The sequence below is a fragment of the Neolewinella antarctica genome, from assembly GCF_011927835.1.
GTDB lineage: Bacteria > Bacteroidota > Bacteroidia > Chitinophagales > Saprospiraceae > Neolewinella > Neolewinella antarctica.
Window position 1 is genome coordinate 665,060 of sequence record NZ_JAATJH010000001.1, and the last position, 18,957, is coordinate 684,016.

The following is an 18,957-nucleotide window of genomic DNA, read 5'->3' on the forward strand; positions in this document are numbered from 1 at the left end:
CGGGGGGATAGCTCGTAGCCAGTCGCGGGTTTTACGCCCCACGCAACTCAACCCGCTCACTGATCAACGTAGCTAGTTCCTGCATCCGCGCATCTGAAACCGCCACGGATTTACCGAACCGAAAATCTTGCTCCTGCGAGACGGGCACCAGGTGAACGTGCGCGTGCGGTACCTCGAGGCCCAGCACGCCAACGGCTACCCTGGCGCAGGGTACTACGGACTTGATCGCGGCGGCTACCCGTTTGCTGAACACCAGCAGTCCGCTTAACTCGTCGTCGGTTAAATCAAAGACGTAGTCAATTTCCTTTTTCGGTACGCAGAGCGTGTGCCCTTCCACCATTGGCCGCACGTCGAGAAACGCGATGAACCGGTCCGTCTCGGCGATCTTGTGCGCGGGCACCTCACCCGCGATAATTTTACTGAAGATTGAACCCATGGTTCAAATAGTGATTTCGATGATCTCGAATTGAATGGTACCGCCCGGAGTTTGCACTTCGGCGAGTTCACCCACTGCTTTACCCAGCAGGCCCCGCCCCATCGGACTGCTGACGCTGATCTTCTTGTTTTTTAGGTCCGCCTCCGTTTCGGCAACTAGCTTGTAGGTTAGTTGCGCACCGTTCTTGACGTTCTTGATCGTCACGTTACTCATCACCGTTACGTGGCTGTTGTCCAGCTGGCTCGCGTCTAGCACGCGGGCGTTGGCCATCACCTTATCCAGTTCGTGAATTTTCATCTCAAGTAGCCCCTGGGCGTCCTTGGCCGCGTCGTACTCAGCATTTTCGGAAAGGTCTCCTTTCTCCCGGGCTTCGGCGATGGCGGCGGCTATATCCTGGCGGCCGGTCCCCTTGAGGAGCGCGATTTCCGCCTTCAAGTTGTCGTAACCTTCCTGCGATAAATAATGGGTCGTTGACATATTGGGCAATTTAAGGTGACTTCGATTCGGATGACGGTGATGGTCGTACTTGTCAACCACGGGGGGGGACACCAAGTGCGGTGCATCGACCCCGTACCGAAACGATAACTAAAAACGGAGACGCTTTCTCCACTGGGGGGAAAACGTCTCCATTCTATTTTTGTAATTACAAATATAAGCGGCAAACGTTCACCCACCGAATTATCTTCGGCAACTAAGTGAACCAAATTTAAAGTGCTAAGCTAAGGCCGACGTTGTGCGTACCACCGTAAATACGCGTTGACCGGAAGGCGTAGTCGAAGCTGACCATTTTCGAGCGGTCCGCCTTGCTGAAGGGCACCCGCACGGACGCACCGGCGCTGAGTCCTTCGTAAAGTGGAGCTTCCGTCAGCTCATCCGTATCCACGTCGGTTCGGTAACCCACGCGGGCCACGAATTGCTCCCGGAACGCATACTCGGCCGCCCCGCCCAGCTGGTCGCGGCTAAAGGAATTGGCCGTAAAGTTCCCCATCACGGTGACGCGGTGGTCCCGCAGCGCCTCACTCGCCGTAAGGAAATCGTAACTCGCCCCGATGTTGAGGATGCTGGGCATCTCGAAGCCCACCGCACGCTGGTTGAAGGTCAGGGCGTAATCCGAGCGTGGGTCGGGGTTTTCCGATGTCGTAGCGAGACCCTGGCCGGCGTAACGCATGCGCGAGCCGACGTTGCGTAAACTAACCCCGAACTTGAACTCGTCGGCCTCTCCGGTGATGTACTGAATACCAGCATCGATGGCAAAGCCGAACGCGCTTACGTCGGAAGTTCCTTCGCTCACCCCGCGCAACGTAACGCCCACCGATACTTTCTGCTCGAAGGTGTAGCTGTACGTCAAGCCGATGTTGAGGAAAGCAAGATCGAGGTTCGCGCCCGTCCCCTCGGGAATGTTGGTCGTGGTAACCGGTACGTCACCAAAGCTCAGGCTGTGCAGGCTGATGCCGATCGCACCCCCCCCCTTTAGGGAAGAACTGACCCCGATGGCTTGCATCGAAATATCCGAACCGCTCAGGTAATTCGCGTAGCCCAGCATCACGTTCGTACCGGACGCCCGGCTGAGACCGGCGGGGTTGATGCGCATGGCTTCGACGCCCATTACGCTGGAAGTATTCAGTGAGTGCAGCCCGGCGGACGGGGCCCAGGGGTTCATCAGTAATTGCGCGGCACCAGCCTCTCCCTGGCGGTCCGGGTTGCCGGCGCAGAGCACCCCGCTGGTTAGCAGAAGCACTAAAAGTGGATAAATTTTATTCATGCTACTAAAATTATCTCCCGCTTAGTCGGGAAGTACCTCACGGCCACCGGGTGCGGTTGTAATGAGGTGAACGTGGGGTTAAAAACTCAAAATCTTCGTGCGCGGCCGCGGGTGCGGGGTAAATGGGTTTAGCGTGCGGAGCTCGGTCGGCTCTTTTCCCCTACCAATTTACCCGGCACCCGCGTCCGCGCCCAAAAGTTACAGGCCGGATGGGTCGAACTCCCGCTGAATACCGAAAAATTTCAGTGTCCGTTCACCCAACCCGGGTGCGGCAACGTGAATCAGGTACACCCCACTCGCCACGGGGATTCCCTTGAAGTTCTTCAAATCCCAGGCGAGGGCGGGCGAAATTTGTCGTTCACCGAACGGCCGGTCCTCCGCCCCACGGAGCATCGTCGGCTCTTCATCCCGATTGTACGTCCGGATGAATTTACCGTCCAGGCTGTAGATCGAGACCGTGGCCTTCGCGGGCAGGTTGGTGATCTTGATGTCCACCTGGTTGGGGCCATCTTCGTATTCCGAAAACCCGTAGTAGGGGTTGGGTACGATGTTGATCATATCCAACGCCCGGTTGATTCCCGCGTCACTTAATTCATTACTCGCGGCTGCCCCGTTAACCGTAAATTGATACGTTGGGTAGTCGTCTTCCTTAGCCGAATCATCGTTGGCGTAATCGAACGTGCTGTTGACCCGCAGCTTGATCGTAGCCTTGTTCGGGACGATCCCCTCCGCGTAGCTCAGCAATTCCGACGTGGGCGACAGCAACGGGAAGCCCGCCCAGGTAATGGTTTCGAGCGCACGGATTTTTCGGTTCGAACCGACGCGGGACCGGGGTTCAAACCGTCCCTCCAAAAATACACCACCGTCGTAAGCCTGGTTGGTGACGTAGAAGAAATGCTGACCGCCCGACACAAAGTTCAGCAGCTGAAGCTCCCGACCCGCTGGCGTAAATACCGCACTCGAAGGGTTAAAGATCAGGTCGTTTCCGTTTTCGGGCAAGGCGCCTGCTGCGGGGTTATCGGTCAGTTGCTGACCGGCGTACAGGCTGTTCTCCCCAAAAAATACCGCAAGGCGTTGTCCCGTTTCTACGTCGATTGCGTAGCCGGGGAACCAACCCATCCCGCGGGCTAATTCTTCATCAGCGGCGGCGTCCACCAGCGGCAAACCATCGGGGCCGGCCTCCTTAGTCACGCTGGGTGCGTCGCGTGTATCGAACATCAGCGGGAGATCCTCGGCGATGAGCTCGTCGTTGAGGCGTGAGCCTGCGTAGAAGCGATTGGCCGTTTCGATCACGGGGCAACGCGACCACAGCGCCTTATCCGACGTGAACACGATATCTACGTTGTTGAGGTCTTGCAGACTAAGCTCGGACACGCTGTTCATGGTGTTGTTGACGAACACGGGAGAGATAAACGGGTCGCCTCCCGGCCGATCGTTCCAGTCCATCAGGCGGAACGGATAGATGCCCGGGAATAAATCACTGAATTCCTGACCGGGATCGAGGGGCTCGAATCGCTCGGACCGGTCATCGCCTCCGTTGTTCACGTAATTATAAATCGTGCCGTCGACCGTGGCCGCGCCCACGTTGGGGTCAAAGCCATCGGGCAGGAAACTTAGCCAGCGATCCCCTTCGGGTTCGGCGTAGGAAATTGCCCCACCGACGGTACCATTCCCGTCGAACGGGTTTTCCCCCGGTTCGTCGACGTCACTGATGTTAACGGAAAATCCGTACTCGGAAATGAGTTGCTCGTTGATTTCGCTAATCGGGCGCTCGCTGAGAATCGTCTCGGTGGCACATCCGTCGAGGCAACGGAGCATCCACCCGGCGTCTGCGTCGAGGGACCGACCGTTCATCGATTCGTCGAAGAACTTGATCTCATATTCTCCGTCACGAACCCGCAACGGATTATTTACGAACACGTCGATCGGGCCGGCACCGGCCTGATAAACGATGTCGCCGTCGAAAGTCTCCCCGGCGGCAAACGCTGATTCGATTGACGCCCGCGTCGTGGAATCGATATCGAGGAAATGACCACCGCTACCCCGGCCCGCGATGCGGGTGATCGCAAACCCATCGCCGTATTCGGCCATCAGTTCACGGTCCAGCACCGGGCGCGGAATTACTTCATAGTAAGGGCGCCCGGTAAGCTGGTCACCGATGTTTAGGCTCGAAGACTTATACTGTTGTGGTTGCCCGGGGTTAATGGGGTCCAGCGGATCGTACTCTTTATAGTTATTGTAAGCGTAAGCGATGGCCGTAAAGTAGTAGCGCCGGTGATTCACCAGACCGGTTTCTCCACCGCTCGCAAATGCGTCCTGCGTAATACTGACGGAATGGCGAAGGCCGTTGTCGGTACCGGCCACCTGGAGCTCAGGCGTCAGGAAGGGGTCCTCGAAAGGATTATCGTCTTCGTTGAGTGCCGACCAGTTGAAGAGTTTGGTTACTCCGTTCACGGCATCGAAGCGAGCTACTTCGCGGACCCGGTTGGGGTCGTCTACTTCGGCGAGTGACACCTCGGGGCCGGAAAACTGAAAGATCCGGTACCCTTCGAAGCGGTAGAGGCTATCCTCCCCGCGCGGTATACCGAGACCGGCCTCCGTGTACTCCTCCCGAAAGTTGTTGCTGGCCCGGCGGTTACTGAGCAGCATGACAATCTCGCGGTCCAGTTCCAGTACGTCCACGTCGGGTGCGTCGGGGCCATCGCAGATATCGAAGCAATTATCGAACAGGCTCTGGGCCAAATCATCAGCCTGTTGTAACCGACGGATGGAGGGGTTCGGATAATCTTGGTTAGCGACGAATACGACGCCGATGATGAGCTCGTTTACGGCCCCGGGAATGAGGGTAAAGGGGCCGGATGCCTGCAGCGTTCGCCGGTCTCCGAAGGGTAGGTCGGCGGTGGACATGGAAAAGCCATCCGGATTATTCGGTGCGTCGGGGAAGATGTAGCGCGTCTCCTCGCACGGCGTCTGGTCGTAGCCGTTACCGGAGTTGCAGAGGGGCGTTCCGTCGAGCCAGCGCCCCTGCAGGTAATTATAGTATTCCTGGGCCGTATTGGGATCGGTCGTGGGGGGCGCGGGCGTACCCTCACCGGCGTTGTTGATGTAGATGAAAGAACTCATCCCCAGTTCGATCTCGACGAGTCCGGAATCCGTTTGAATCGGTGAGCGGGGCCCGCGGAAGTAGTCGACCCCCAAAATTGGAATTTCGTCACAATAGGTGTTGATCCCCTCCGCGCAGACACAGCCGCTCGCTCCGTCCAGTTCGTCTTCGTTGTAGACGTAGGCAAGGGAGCGAGTCGTATCACTTCCGACGTAATCATCAGTGGGGCACCCCAGGTCGGGGTCGACCCACATCGCGAAGTAGGTGTCCAGTATGTCCTCCTGCGCCCGGTTGATCAGCTTATACCGCTGAAAGGTCATGTTGTTGATGTCATCGGAAGTCGTGTAGGCGAAAGCTTGTACCTGGATCTCCATGCGGATCAGGTTCGTCGTGTTGGACTCCCGGTGGATGTTGCCGGCATCGTTATAGATCCAAAAGTTCATCTCTTCCGGGAACTGTGGGGCATCGGTACAACCGCGAATCTCGATGATGGGATAATCACCCAGCGTCGGGTCATAATTTCCGTCTAAGTCCTCGTCCCAAAATCCGGCAAGTCCCTGCCTGGTATTGGGCAACTCAAATCCATTGACCCTGGAGAAATAGGGATTTCCCGTAGAGGGCCAACCGAGGATGTCTTCCGGAATATCTTCGACGCGAAGTGGCTCGCCATCATTCTCCGTAAATGCAGCGCGCACGGCACGGATGCTTTCACCGGAGACCGTAAAAAAGCGGTCCCATTCGGCACAGGTATCGCGAGAGGTGGTACCCTCGTCCGTCAGGGGCCCTGGGTAATAATCGAATTCACCGCCCCCGCGACCGAACTGCTGGGCCGAAACCTTCAGGCCGCCACCGGGGTCTCTACCGCCGAGCCACACGGCTCCGGCGTAGATAGCGCTCACTTCGGGCACTCCGGGGGGTGGCTTGGGGACGATGTAGCGACCGTTACTCCCATCCCACCAGACGTCGCCGCCGGTCGTCAGGCGGGCGCGTACGTTGTTGATTTCTTGGTCGATCTGGGCAATCGCGTTGTCACAATTGTTCCGAAACTCGATCCGTTGCTGATCCGACCTGCTGGGCGTGGTCGGCCCCTTCTTGGTGGGGCCTGCGTGCGCCAGTGCTTCTACCGGCAGGACCATACCCGCGACGGCCAGCAAACAGATAAAAAGCTGCCTAACGTATAAGTTACTACTATTCATAAATCAGCATTAGTGGGGGGCTCGGTTAAAGGCTAAAGATCGCACCGACGAACATGCGGCGGGGTAACGTGAAAAAGTCGGGGTTAAGGATCTTCCACTGATAGGAGGCTTGGTAAGCACCGACGGAACGGGACCCTTCACTAATGTTGCGCAGTTGATCACGGCCGAAGGTCGACTGCAAGAAACCAGGGTCGTCGGCAGAGCCCGTAACGGAATACACGTTCAGCACGTTGCGGCGGTCGGTGAGGTTGCTGATCCGAAAATAGACGTTCATTCGGGAACCGTTGCCGAAAGTAATGTCCTTACTCACCTGACCGTTGAGCGTAATATTTGCTGGCTTACGAGAACCGTTGAGCGCCCCCCGGGTACCCGACCCGCCTAGCTCCCCGGGGACGAACGTTCCCGTGTACGGGCGACCGCTCACCGCGGTCGCTTGCAAATTCGCGCCGAAATTGTGCAGTAGCTTGGGAACGGTCGGCTGCTGCCCGAGGCGGTAGTCAAGGACTAGGTTCACCCGGTGGCGCTCGTCGAAGCTGAGGGGGAAAAGATTGCGCAGGTTGCCCCGGTTGCCCAGGCCCCGCTGGCTGGTGGAATTCGAACCCGTCCCGTCGGCAAATTGGAGCGTATAGTTAGCGTTCACGGTAAAGTTGTAAATGCGCCGCAGATCGTACGACAGGCTAAAACCCTTGACGGTAGCAAAATCCTGATTATCGTAGGTGGTGTACTGGCCCACGATCGGAACGGGCACGAAAGTCCGCAACTGAATCATGTCCCGCAGTTCCTTATAGTAAGCGGAAATGGACAGGGCTGAATTTGACGTCAGGATTGTTTTGAAGCCAACCTCGTAGTCGATCGTCCGCTCGGGGCGCAGGGCGGAGTTGTTGAACGTCGCGTTGTTCGCGCGGTCCGTAAAGTAAAAATAGTCGAGCGCGGTGGTAATTGTGTTGCTCGGTGGGCGTTGCACGAGCACGTCGTAGTGCGCAAAGAAGTTGGCATCCTCCGAGATAGGAAAAGAGAAGGACAAGCGTGGCATCACGTTGAACTGCACTTCGTAGTCTTTGAACGAAGTCTCTACCGTGAACTCATCCTGCTTGATGAGGTTACCGTTCGATCTATCCACCTCGGGGTTAGCGTAGGAGGGGAAGACCAGCAGGTCTCGAATCCCATCGATCTCCTGAAATCCGTTGGCCGGATTTCCGTCGGCAAAAAACCAGTCGTCGCCGTTCCGGTAGGCCTGTATTTCGTCGCCGCCGCTCTCGGTCAGGTACACCGCGTAATCTTCACCAATCGTGCCCGGGCGCGTCGTGCCGGCGGTTGCGTGAAAACTGCCGGCGCCCTGGATCTCGTAAAGGCTGTAGGGGTCCTTCAGCACGCGGGTGTTGGCGTCGTACCGGTCGACGCGCACGCCCAGCCGGAAGATCATGTCGTTGATCGTAAACTTATCCTGGAGGTAAGCCGCCGCGTAAATAGGACGGTTGGGTGCGACCAGGAAGGAACGCTCGCCGGTAACCGGGTCGCGGTCGAAGAAGTCGTCAAAGGAGCCGTTAAACTCGTTGCCGAGATAGTCGTATCCGTAGTAGTCCAGTAAGTTAGCGCCGGCCAGCTCGTCGGCACTAAATAGGTTGAGGGACAGATCAGCGGGGTTCAACCCGTCGGTATTTACGAACGCATCCTGCGGCACCCCGAGCCGCTCCCGTATTTGAGTGAAAAACCTGCCGTCCTGATTACTTACGGTGGGGGCATAAACGGCGCTATTTTGCCCACCGACCGACAAACTATCGACAACGCGATTATCGGGGGTGACGGTCTCCAGCGGGGAATTAGAAAGTTGGCGAGCAATGGTCCAGAGACTGGTGGGGTTCAGGGTATAAGCGCGGTCGGTCCGTTGCTCATACATCACCCCGAGCTGGATGCCGTGGCGGCTCTTCCTGGGGTCATTACCCGGGATAACGTCGAAGTTAGCGTTCGCCTGAAAAGTGAAACGGTCGTTATCCGCAATTTGGTACAGGCTATAAACCGCACCGACGTTTGCGTGAAAACCCCAGCTGTCCCGGTATATATTCTGGGTATTGCCATTGATGGCGATAAAGTTATCGACCGTCGAAGAACGATTGGGCTCGTTACGGATGGCAAATTCCTGGTCGGTAAATCCGATTAGCTCGTCCCGAAATAAGTAGTTGTTGAAGTTGTTCAGGATCGGGTTGGTGGAGTTTTCGGCGGTGTAACCCCGCAGCACCTCCCGGTAATCGATGTGGTTGAACTCGATTGCCCCCAGGTCCTCATTGAAGACGGGGTCGAAAATCGGGATGAAAGCCCGGTCTAGATTCCCCACGTACCCGTAATCGAAGTAGTTACCCTGGTGGATAGCGTCCTGCACGTCCGACTGCACGTTTTCGTAAGTAAACTGCAGATCGTAGTTCGCATTTTGAATCAGATTGCTCGAAGTGCCGTCGCCACCGGCAACGCCCGCCCCGCCGAGGCGGTGCCGAAACATGAGGTTTCCCCGGATGTTTTCGCGATTCTGGGTTGGGTTACGGTAGGCATTCAGTAGGCGCCAGCTAGCCCTTCCGTTCTCGCCCGGTGTGAATTGATTTTCGTTATCTCCGTAAGCGCCGGATAACTGGATGTCGATCGCGTCGCTCAGTCTGGCGGTAATTTTTGCGTTGAGGTTCAGGATACTTTGCGCCTCGAAGGGCCGGGTCTTGAGGGCGTTGACGTCATCATTATCCAAGAAGTCAGCCGCAACGAAAGGACGGCCGTTGATGGTCGTGAGTGGATCTGCCTCCAGGCCCTGACGTACTTCGTCTTTGGCCAAGAAGAGTGGCACGGCGGAAGGATCGTCATCCGCCCGGTAGGTGTAGCGGCCGGAGAGTCGGTAGCCGAGAACGGCTTTCTGCTGTTTATCGCGTAGGAGCGGGCCGGAGATTGCTACGCCCCCCAGGCTATTGCCGAAGTTATCCAGGCCTTCACTCGTTTCCCCCTCGGCGGTCACGGTGAACTTATCGCTGAAGCCCTTGGTCGTGATCGAAATGATGCCGCCGGTTACGTCACCGTAGCGCGCCTCGATGCCGCCCGTCACCACCTGTAATTGCTCGATCTCTGAATCGGGAATACTGACGCTACCGACGCGCACCCCGTCTACGTAGTAGTCAGTAGCGTTGGAGCGCGACCCACGGATGTTGATGGCACTGCCCTCGTCCGTGGAAGAGGCACCCGCCACGGTTGAAGCGATCTGGTTGATGTTCCGCGTCGGAAGATTACGGATTTGCTCGGCGGTAATGGTCTGGCCCTGGGTAGTGTTATCCTGTTCGACGAGTGGCACTCGGTACTCACTCACGACGATCTGATCGAGCAGTACGCCACCAGCGGAAGACGGCGCCACGTTGACCGTATTGGTTTTACCCTGCAGGATCACCACGCCGGTAAGCTTGGTGACGGGGTACCCCGTGTAATCTACCCGCAACTCGTAAGTACCCGGGTCGATGTTGGAAATGTAATAATTGCCTTCGAGGTCCGTCTGCGTACCTTGGTAAAACGCGCCGTTCTTGAGTAGCTGAATCGTAGCGAAGAGAAGGGGCTCGCCAGTATCATTGTCCGTTATCTCTCCCTTGAGGGCGGTCTGGGCAAAAGCAGTGGCGGCAACGAGAAGAAGGACAAAGAGCAGTAGATTTCTTTTCATACCTGGCAAAGTTACTGGGTGGGCTTCCCCGGCCAGGGTGGACTGGCTGGTACCCACAAATATGGACCGGCGGAGGGCTACCGTCCCTTTAGTTAGGGACAGAAGACAACATGCCGACAAAGAACAAGCTCAGAACTGAACTTCCTGGCTTCGGCGGATCAATTTTCAACTCGGTGGATAAAAGTAAGTATAACGGGGTGGCTAGCCACCGAAGGGAGTAAATAAGCCCCAAACAATGGGCACGAGGCCCACCTCAGCCCGCACCTTTGCCCACTACCCCCGCACCCGCGACCACGCACCGGATGCTAAGCAAACTGCTACCGTCGCAGCGGATCGAATGCGGTGTTGATGGTGTTCAATGCTTTATGTGTAGTTTTGACACAGGAATACTTCGTATTTGTGCCGGATGTCGGCGTCACGGGGCGATTATTAGTCCGCGGCCCTTACATTGTGCCAATGAAAAAGGATAGCGCCAGCATTACCATCCACGATATTGCATCCGAACTGGGTCTCCACGCATCCACCGTCAGCCGGGCGCTGAACGACAACCCCGCCGTCAGCAAAAAAACGCGCGCGCTAATTCAGGCCAAAGCCAAAGCGATGAATTACCGCCCTAACCGGATGGCCGCCGCGCTCCGTAAAGGTCGCAGCGATTTACTGGGCGTCATCGTCCCGGCCATCGACCGCCACTTTTTCGCCAGCGTCATTCGGGGCATCGAAGAAGAAGCGGACAAGGCCGGCTTACACGTGATGTTCTGCCAGAGTTACGACGACTCGGACCGGGAGCGGAAACTAATCGAAGGCCTACAACGATTGCGCGTGGATGGCATTCTTCTTTCGGTCGCCAAGGACGGGGGCAACGAGCCCGATTTTTACCAGTCGATTATCGACAGCGGCACCCCAGTCCATTTCTTCGATAACGCGCCACGGGGTTTCGACGCCGCCGCCGTCGTAATCGACGACCGCCGGGGTGCCTACCTGGCCACGAAGCACCTCGTCAACCAGGGCGTGAGCGCCATCGCTCACCTGCGCGGGCCGCAGCATCTCGACATCTACCGCGATCGCTTCAAAGGCTACCAGGATGCATTGCTAGAGGCAGGAATGGCGGTTAGGGAAGAATTCATCGTTGACATCACCTCCCACTTCGATAACGGCCGCAAAGCCTTCGCCGCGCTCTGGTCGCGCGACGCAAAGCCAACCGGCATTTTTAGCGCAAGCGACTATTCCGCGGCGGGCGTCATGCAGGCCGCCCAGGAGCAGGGACTTAAAATACCCCGTGACCTGGCCGTCATCGGTTTCGCCAACGAACCCTTCACGGATCTCATGACCCCTACCCTATCCAGCGTCGATCAGCAGACGCTCTCCATGGGCCGCAAGTCCACCCGGCGCATGATCGCGCACCTGAAAGGAGACGATTCCGATAACCAGCGCATTATTCTGGAACCGAGCGTGATCGAACGGGGATCTAGCCGGTTGAAACAATAAACTTACTCCGTGTAATCTTCCACGCCGCCGGGGGTATGCAGGCGTACTTCGGGCCGGTCCGCTTGCTCTACGTAGCCGATTATTTGGGCGTCGATGTTGAAGCGGGCGGCCATGTCCAGCACGGTGGCGGCCTCCTCCCGGGGCAAATACACTTCCAGGCGGTGCCCCATGTTAAATACCTGGTACAGCTCCCGCCAGTCCGTGCCACTTTCCCGCTTGATCAAATCGAACAATGGCGGAACCGCGAACAGGTTGTCCTTCACCACCCGGACCTTGTCGATGAACTTGACCACTTTAGTTTGCGCGCCGCCGGTGCAGTGAATCAAGCCGGCGATCTGCGGGCGAAGTTCGTCCAGTAACACCCTGAGGATGGGTAAGTACGTCCGCGTGGGGCTTAACACCAGCTTGCCGGCGGAGACTGACCGGCCGCCACCAATGCTGACTTCGTCCGTCAGCGCACGCGAGCCGGCGTAGATAAATTCTTCGGGCACTTCGGGGTCGAAGCTTTCCGGATACTTAGCGGCGTAATCGTGCTTAAACACGTCATGCCGGGCGCTCGTCAGGCCGTTGGACCCCATGCCCCCATTGTATTCGTCCTCGTAGGACGACTGACCGTAACTCGCCAGGCCGACCACGACGTTGCCGGGCTGAATATCGTTAACCACCAGGCGGTCGCGGCGCAGGCGGGCGAAGGTGGTAAACCCTACGTCGATCGTGCGGACGATGTCACCGACGTCCGCCGTCTCGCCACCGGTGAGGTGCAGGCCGACGCCCTGGTCGGCCATCCGGTCGGCAAATTTCTGCGCCCCCTGAATAATGGTCGTGAGCACTTCGCCGGGAATACGGTTCCGATTTCGGCCAATTGTGGAGGAGATCAGAATATTATCCACCGCCCCCACGCAGCCCATGTCGTCGAGGTTCATCACGAGGCTATCCTGTACGATGCCTTCCCACACACTCAGGTCGCCAGTTTCTTTCCAGTAGAGGTAGGCCAGGCTCGTCTTCGTGCCAGCCGTATCGGCGTGCATAATGTTGCACCATTCGGCATCGCCGGCCGCTACGTCGGGCAATACTTTGCAGAACGCCCGGGGGAAAAGCCCCTTGTCGAGCCCCTTGATGGCCTCGTGGACTTCGGATTTGGTTGCGCTGACGCCGCGTTGCTCGTATTTTGAAGTCATGGGGGGGTCTTTGGTCTGGGGTCTTTGGTCTGTAGTCTTTGGTCAGTTTATAGAAACTAAAGACTATAGACTTAAGACTCTTTTTTTGCGCGGTCGCGGGTGCAGGGTTCGTAGGAAGTACCGGCCTACTTTGAATGAACGGTAGCTACGGTCATCAGGGGCAGGCGTTGAATCTTCCGGACCCAGCCGCGAAGATAATGGATACATTACTGAACCAACACGGTCATGCTGGCGCCCGCGACGGTGACCCGGCGCATAACCGGTCGGCCGATGCCTTCGGTATCAACCAGCCCATCCTGGCTCATCACGGCCCATTTTCCTTCGGGTAGATCGAGTCGTTTGCTGTTGCCGGCTCCGTTGTAGAGCACGATGATGTCGTTCCAGCTATCCTCCGGCACGCCGGCGATCCGGTAGGCGACGAGCTGATCGTCCTCCGTTTCAATGAAGTTCAGGTGCTGCTGGATGGCTGCGGTCGTGCCGAGGCGAAACGCTGGGTGGGTCTTGCGGAGCGCGATCAGGTCCTTGACGTAGGTGAGCGTTTTTTCGTGCCGTGCCTTGTCCTTCCACTTGATGGCGTTCACGTCATCGCCGGATTTGTAGCTATTCTCTTCACCACCTTTGGTGCGGCACATTTCCGACCCCGCGTGGAGGAAGGGAATTCCCTGGCTGGTGAGCACCATGGCGAGCGCCAGGCGCTGCATCTTTTCCCGGCGCGCGGAACCATCCTGCGGGTTGCTGATGGCTAGCCGGTCCCACAGCGTGTGGTTATCGTGGCAGCTTGCGTAGGAGATGGCTTGGGTGGGTTCGGGCGCCCACGGGGCGGAACTGTAGTTGACGCTGTCGTAGGCGATCTGGTCGTGCCGGGTAGCACCGACTACCCCGAAGCGGATGGTTTGCTCGAGGTTGCGGGCGCCGGACACGAAACCTTTTTCCTCGTGCTCAAATACGCTTCCCTTGATGCCGTCGCGGTAATCGTCGGAAAAAGCGGCAATTCTGTCTAACCGGGCGGTGTTTGCTTTCAGGGCAAGTAGACTGTCGGGTAAGGGGCTCTTGGCGGCCATCCACCCTTCCCCGTAGAGCAACACGGTGGGTTCGATTTCGTGGAGTTGCTTAGAGATTTCGTTCATCGTGGCGATGTCGTGGATGCCCATCAGGTCGAAACGGAAGCCATCCACGTGGTATTCGCGCATCCAGTAGGCGACGGATTCCCGGATGTATTTACGGACCATCGGTCGCTCGCTCGCGATCTCGTTGCCACACCCGGAAGCGTCGCTCATGGTGCCATCTTTGCGAAAACGGTAAAAATAGTCGGGGATCAACTCCTGAAAATGGCTGTCTTCGGAACGGCCGGTGTGGTTGTAGACGACGTCCATAATTACCCGGATGCCGGCTTCGTGGAGCGCCATCACCATTTGCTTGAACTCCCGAATACGCACCTTCCCGTCCGCCGGGTCGGTCGAGTAGCTGCCTTCGGGGACGTTGTAATTCTGGGGGTCGTAACCCCAGTTGTACTGGGCGTCGTCCGGGCGCGATTCATCGACGGTAAAGAAGTCGTAGCTGGGTAGCAGGTGGACGTGGGTGATGCCCATTTCGACCAAGTGATCGAGACCGGTGGCTAAACCTGACGGCGTGGTGGTGCCGCGTTCCGTCAGCCCCAGAAACTTTCCCTTGTGTTCGATCCCGGAGTTGGGGTCGATGCTCAGGTCGCGCACGTGTAGTTCGTACAGAATGGCGTTCTGTTTCGCACCGAAGATTGGTTTGCTATCCGTCGCCCAGCCGTCCGGGTCGGTATCGCGGAGGTTGACGACCTGGCCCCGGAGGCCGTTCGTCCCCACCGCGCGGGCGTAAGGATCGGTTGCTTCCGCTTTCCAGTTACCGTTGACGCGGATCTGATAGGTATAGTACACGCCGTCGAGATTACGGTCCACGGTCGCCGTCCAGGCACCGTCGACCTCTTTCATGTCGATCGTTTGGTCGGGCTCTTCTTCCAACTGGTCAGTGACGTAGAGTTTTACCCGTGCGCGCTGGGCGGCCGGAGACCAGAATTTGAACGTGGTGGCACTCGGCGAGTAAGTAACGCCCAGGTCGGCAAAAGCGTAAATGGGGTATTCGTCCAGGGAGTTGTAGACGGGGCGGTCGGGTTCGCAGGAAGTCATAAAAAGAACGATCGGGCAGAGGAAAAAATAGAAGCAGTTTTTTGGAGAGTGCATGTGCGTTGGCTGGAAAAGAGTGGCGGCGTAAATATACCATAATGGATAAGGCAGCACGGCATCGCAAATTTATTACTCACGTGGTGCGGTCCGCTCGCTGCCGCTTCCGCCATTTCTCGTGCTTGCGGGCGGTGCGGTACGAGCGGAACTGGTTGCGCGCCAAGAAACCCAGAAACAGAGCCGGCGCGCCCGGGGAGAACGATTTCAGGGTCATGTTTGTCCCGTCGGTCAGGTAGAAATATCCCGTGGTGATTAGGAACCCGAGAAAGATGGAGGCGAAGATGGCCAGGGCGAGGGCGGTAATTAGGTGTTTGCGTGCCACGTGGTGCGGAGATTTCTTTGACTGTGGGTGTATCGTGAAGATGCTGGTGTCACCCCAAAGGTTGAGGGTGTCTTGCTCGAAAGGCTTTGTGGGGGTGCTACCGCTGTTTCGTTCGGGCCGGAGGCCCTCGGCCTATGGGTACCGCCGTGAGGGGGGGCTACCGCTGCTTCGTTCGGGCTGGAGGCTCTCAACCTGTTGTCACCGCCACATGGGGAGTCTACCGCTGTTTCATTCGGGCCGGAGGCCCTCGGCCTATGGGTATCGCCGTGTGATGGGTGCTACCGCTGTTTCGTTCGGGCCGGAGGCCCTCGGCCTATGGTCACCGCCGCCCCAGGAGCCACCAGCTCATCAGGCCCCCGAATACATCGATGGCGGTATGCAGCAGCATGAGCGGCCAGAGCGTCCCCGTGCGTAAAAAGAAAAACCCAAACAACAGCGCCATCGCCACAATCTTGACGACCGCCCGCCAGCCCTGGTAGAAATGCCCCACCCCGAATGCCAACGCGGGAATGAACAACGATGCCCCTACCGCCCAGGGCTCCGACCCGAGTACTTCTTGTAAATAAGTGATCATAAAACCACGAAAAACAATCTCCTCACTAACCCCCGCCGCCACGGCCAGGAAAATGAAATTCAGAAACTGCGTGGCGCTGGCCGGCATGAACCCGAGCTTAGCGAACGCCCGGCGCGTGTCCTCCCGGCGGTCCACGTTGCCCGCTTCCCGAAAGATGTCAAATAGGTAAAGCGTGACGAAACCGAACAATACCAACACCGCCGTCAGGTCGTACGGCTGGTCTCCCCAGCCAAGGCCGAGCTCCGTAAATGGCCGGCCGGTGAAGTACCACGCCGCCAGCACGAGGGCGGCAAGCCCGAACAGGAGCCCACCGTTACCGTAATACAGGTGCGTTTTCATCCGTTGCGTCCAGACCATCTGCTTACCCGCCTTCCGCCGCCGGTAGCTGGTCGTGAACAGCACGACGGGGAAGACCACGCCGAGCAGAACAAATAATAAGTGAAGTAGATAATCGATGGGTAGGGCGTGAGGCTGGTTGAATACGAATAAGGCAGTTTACCGGGCATTAGTTCTGCCCTACCCCGTGACATCTCGTTCTACGCCGGTCCGTATTCCCGAACCCTCCCGCGCACCGTCACGAAATACGGTACTAGCCGGGATACGAACTTTTTCTCATACCCTTAACTAAATACCACCCCTTAATGCTGAACACCCAAATTTCCTCCTCCGTTCTACGTTCTATCGCGCGTAACCGTGCGCTTTACCCACTAACAATGCACCGGCGCCCGCGCCCAACTCCGGGCACGGCTGAAACCGAATTTTTTAAGTAGCTTAATTCAACTTCAACATGCGTAACCTATCCATTCTCCTCGCTTTCCTCCTCTGTGGCACCGCTTCCCTGGCGGCACAATCCTTCGGGCTGCGCGTCGGCCTCAACGCGACCAACGCCAAAATTGACCTCGATAACCGGGAAATCGATACCGACGGGCAAACCAATCTAATGCTCGGCATCTTCGCAAATTTACCCGTTGGTACGAGCTTTCTGTCCGTTCAGCCCGAGCTGACTTATTTGAACAGGGGCTACAGCTACGACGCTGACCTCGTCAGCATTGGCGGTCAGGTCACGGAAATTGACCGCACGCTGAGCTACGTCGACCTCGGCGTACTCGCCCGTCTAAATTTTGGTGGCGACGATGGCCTCGGCTTCTACGCCGCCGCCGGCCCGCAATTTTCCTACGCCGTCAGCGGCCAGGTAACAACCTCCTTCGGCGGAGCGGAAGTCGAGCGCGACGTAGATTTTGACTCCGATCGCCTCAACCGTAGCGAACTTCAGTTCGCCGCCGTGGGTGGCGTCACCTTCACGGCCGGCCTCAAGTTTTTCGCCGAGCTGCGGTACAATGGTTCGTTCTCGAATCAGTCCGACTTCGACACGGAAGACATCCGCCAACGCTCCGTCGGCATCAACGGTGGTATCATGATTCCGTTGTTTTAGACACTTCGCTATTAGTCGAGCTGAGCTTGTTTAGACGGCTTCGCCTTTTAGAGCATGTTGGGACTTTAGCTTCCGGCCTTATTTTGGCCAGGAACCCAAAGTCCCAACGTGCTCTTAGTTTCATCTCCTCTCAACTTGGATGAAGCTAAAAGGCGAAGCCGTCTGTCTTTTTTACCAAAAGCGCACAGCGCGTCTAAAGCCGCGCAGCAGACTAACTCTCCAACACAATCTTGCTACCCTCGAGGCGCACCGACAGGGATTCGAAGTTCTTGATCCAGTTAACGAAGTCGTCACCCAGCAACTCCCGCCGCCAGCCGGAGCCGAGGATGGACTGGCGCACGGCCTTATCCTGCTTCATCTTACGGATCGTATTGCGGGGCATGACCAGCGAGTGGCTAATCTCGTTCTCGTTCGCGCGGTACTTCATGATGAGGTAGAGCAGCTCGATGATCATGTCGTCCTCTTCGTCTTCCTGCGCTAAGCGGTTGACGGAGTTGGCCACCTCCAGCTCCTCCTCGGTGGCCGGTTTCGTGTACATGTCGACGAACATGTCGCCGTAGCGGTCGACCGTCCGGCCCGGGAGGCGGCGGTTACTCGCCATGGATTCCTTGCCACCCTTCACGCCACGCGCGAGTTGGGAGATAATCTTACTCTGGAGGATCATATCCTTACTGTAGTTCTTCTTTTCCGCCGTGGCGCGCCGCCATTCGTAGACGCGGAGTAGGAAGACGCGTTCCTTCGTGCGCGCCGAGCGGGCGACGTTGCTGTTGAGAAACTCGTGATTGGGGTCGCGGTAGTAATAGGCCGGGTCACCCATCAGGTTACACTCTTCGAGCGCCCAGGGTTCGCGGCCGTTCTGCCGTAGTTTTTCCGTGATCGTGTCGTACAGCAACCGCAGATAAATTACGTCGTTGAGCGCGTACTTGATCTGTTTGGGCGTCATCGGGCGCTGGGCCCAGTCGGTGACGGCGTAGCCCTTGCCGAGCTGTTCACCGACCTCGGCTTCGACGAGCTTGGCGAAGCTCATCGGGAAGCGGTGGCCGATGAAGCCGGCGGAAAGCTGGGTGTCGAACAAATTTTTGGGGACGGTGCCGTAATTGATGTACAGCAACCGGTAGTCGTTGTCGCCGGCGTGGGTGATTTTTACGATACTTTCGTCCTCCAGCATGGCCAGGAAGGGGTCGATGTTTTCCACCGCGATGGGGTCGATCAGGTAGTAACCGTGGTCGGTGCTAACTTGGATGAGGCAAAGCAGCGTGTAGTAGCGCTTTTCGCCGATAAATTCGGTGTCAAACCCCATCCAGTTGATGCCCCGATTATCGGCGGCAAACTTGTCTAGTTCCTGGGGTGTCTGTACGTAGGTGTAGGGTACCTGAGCTTCGGGCATGGTGTCAATATTTTCGCGGCCGAAGGTACGCACGGCGTAGTAAGTGGTCTTAAAGTTCCGTTACCGCTTAGTAGGTCGGGTGTAATCTACCGGAGATTCGCATTAAAGGCAGGCCCCTTCACATAAATAACAAGGCTAACTTTGTGGCGCGGTCGCGAGTGCAAGGTTTTTCGGTTAGAATGCGTTATGCTGG

At 57.4% G+C, this 18,957-nt stretch carries 12 protein-coding genes; 2 read left to right on the top strand and 10 right to left on the bottom strand.

Translation table 11 applies throughout. The annotated features are described in order from the left end of the window. Positions 1-31 precede the first annotated feature (31 nt). The 5 genes from GGR27_RS02760 to GGR27_RS02780 form a co-directional block, all read right to left on the bottom strand. The gene (locus GGR27_RS02760; protein WP_168035856.1) at positions 32-436 is read right to left on the bottom strand and encodes an HIT family protein; all 405 of its coding nucleotides are present in this window, start codon (positions 434-436) and stop codon (positions 32-34) included. A 3-nt stretch (positions 437-439) separates the two neighbouring features. Beyond that, positions 440-913: a transcription elongation factor GreA gene (greA, locus tag GGR27_RS02765; RefSeq protein ID WP_168035857.1), complete on the bottom strand. Its 474-nt coding sequence runs from the start codon at positions 911-913 to the stop codon at positions 440-442. Positions 914-1,142: 229 nt separating this feature from the next. Beyond that, on the bottom strand, positions 1,143-2,198 hold the full coding sequence (locus GGR27_RS02770; protein ID WP_168035858.1) for a PorV/PorQ family protein: 1,056 nt from the start codon (positions 2,196-2,198) through the stop codon (positions 1,143-1,145). Between the two features lie 198 nt (positions 2,199-2,396). Next, positions 2,397-6,497, bottom strand: a complete 4,101-nt coding sequence (locus GGR27_RS02775) for a hypothetical protein (RefSeq protein ID WP_245184377.1) — start codon at positions 6,495-6,497, stop codon at positions 2,397-2,399. A 25-nt stretch (positions 6,498-6,522) separates the two neighbouring features. Next, positions 6,523-10,176, bottom strand: a complete 3,654-nt coding sequence (locus GGR27_RS02780; RefSeq protein WP_168035859.1) for a carboxypeptidase regulatory-like domain-containing protein — start codon at positions 10,174-10,176, stop codon at positions 6,523-6,525. Between the two features lie 456 nt (positions 10,177-10,632). On the opposite strand from GGR27_RS02780, the gene GGR27_RS02785 reads away from it, so the two are divergent. Further along, positions 10,633-11,661, top strand: coding sequence for a LacI family DNA-binding transcriptional regulator (locus tag GGR27_RS02785; RefSeq protein WP_168035860.1), 1,029 nt, complete (start codon positions 10,633-10,635; stop codon positions 11,659-11,661). Between the two features lie 2 nt (positions 11,662-11,663). Here the strand turns inward: GGR27_RS02785 and GGR27_RS02790 are convergent, their stop codons facing one another. From GGR27_RS02790 to GGR27_RS20365, 4 genes are all read right to left on the bottom strand, one after another. Further along, positions 11,664-12,839 carry an AIR synthase related protein gene (locus GGR27_RS02790; RefSeq protein WP_168035861.1) on the bottom strand — a complete coding sequence of 392 codons (1,176 nt, stop codon included), beginning with the start codon at positions 12,837-12,839 and terminating at the stop codon, positions 11,664-11,666. 206 nt (positions 12,840-13,045) lie between these two features. After that, positions 13,046-15,049: a type I pullulanase gene (pulA, locus tag GGR27_RS02795; RefSeq protein ID WP_209037863.1), complete on the bottom strand. Its 2,004-nt coding sequence runs from the start codon at positions 15,047-15,049 to the stop codon at positions 13,046-13,048. Between the two features lie 76 nt (positions 15,050-15,125). After that, on the bottom strand, positions 15,126-15,371 hold the full coding sequence (locus GGR27_RS02800; protein ID WP_168035862.1) for a hypothetical protein: 246 nt from the start codon (positions 15,369-15,371) through the stop codon (positions 15,126-15,128). A 319-nt stretch (positions 15,372-15,690) separates the two neighbouring features. Next, entirely contained in the window at positions 15,691-16,362 is a 672-nt protein-coding gene (locus GGR27_RS20365) for a CPBP family intramembrane glutamic endopeptidase (RefSeq protein WP_168035863.1), read from the bottom strand. Positions 16,363-16,732: 370 nt separating this feature from the next. On the opposite strand from GGR27_RS20365, the gene GGR27_RS02810 reads away from it, so the two are divergent. Then, positions 16,733-17,377 carry a porin family protein gene (locus GGR27_RS02810; RefSeq protein WP_168035864.1) on the top strand — a complete coding sequence of 215 codons (645 nt, stop codon included), beginning with the start codon at positions 16,733-16,735 and terminating at the stop codon, positions 17,375-17,377. A gap of 211 nt (positions 17,378-17,588) precedes the next feature. On the opposite strand, the gene GGR27_RS02815 is transcribed toward GGR27_RS02810, so the two are convergent. Further along, the gene (locus GGR27_RS02815; RefSeq protein ID WP_168035865.1) at positions 17,589-18,764 is read right to left on the bottom strand and encodes a ribonuclease D; all 1,176 of its coding nucleotides are present in this window, start codon (positions 18,762-18,764) and stop codon (positions 17,589-17,591) included. Positions 18,765-18,957 lie beyond the last annotated feature (193 nt).

Coding starts and splice junctions, on each gene's coding strand:
- GGR27_RS02760 (WP_168035856.1), bottom strand. CDS start 436: ATGGGTTCAATCTTCAGTAAAATTATCGCGGGTGAGGTGCCCGCGCAC.
- greA (WP_168035857.1), bottom strand. CDS start 913: ATGTCAACGACCCATTATTTATCGCAGGAAGGTTACGACAACTTGAAG.
- GGR27_RS02770 (WP_168035858.1), bottom strand. CDS start 2,198: ATGAATAAAATTTATCCACTTTTAGTGCTTCTGCTAACCAGCGGGGTG.
- GGR27_RS02775 (WP_245184377.1), bottom strand. CDS start 6,497: ATGAATAGTAGTAACTTATACGTTAGGCAGCTTTTTATCTGTTTGCTG.
- GGR27_RS02780 (WP_168035859.1), bottom strand. CDS start 10,176: ATGAAAAGAAATCTACTGCTCTTTGTCCTTCTTCTCGTTGCCGCCACT.
- GGR27_RS02785 (WP_168035860.1), top strand. CDS start 10,633: ATGAAAAAGGATAGCGCCAGCATTACCATCCACGATATTGCATCCGAA.
- GGR27_RS02790 (WP_168035861.1), bottom strand. CDS start 12,839: ATGACTTCAAAATACGAGCAACGCGGCGTCAGCGCAACCAAATCCGAA.
- pulA (WP_209037863.1), bottom strand. CDS start 15,049: ATGCACTCTCCAAAAAACTGCTTCTATTTTTTCCTCTGCCCGATCGTT.
- GGR27_RS02810 (WP_168035864.1), top strand. CDS start 16,733: ATGCGTAACCTATCCATTCTCCTCGCTTTCCTCCTCTGTGGCACCGCT.
- GGR27_RS02815 (WP_168035865.1), bottom strand. CDS start 18,764: ATGCCCGAAGCTCAGGTACCCTACACCTACGTACAGACACCCCAGGAA.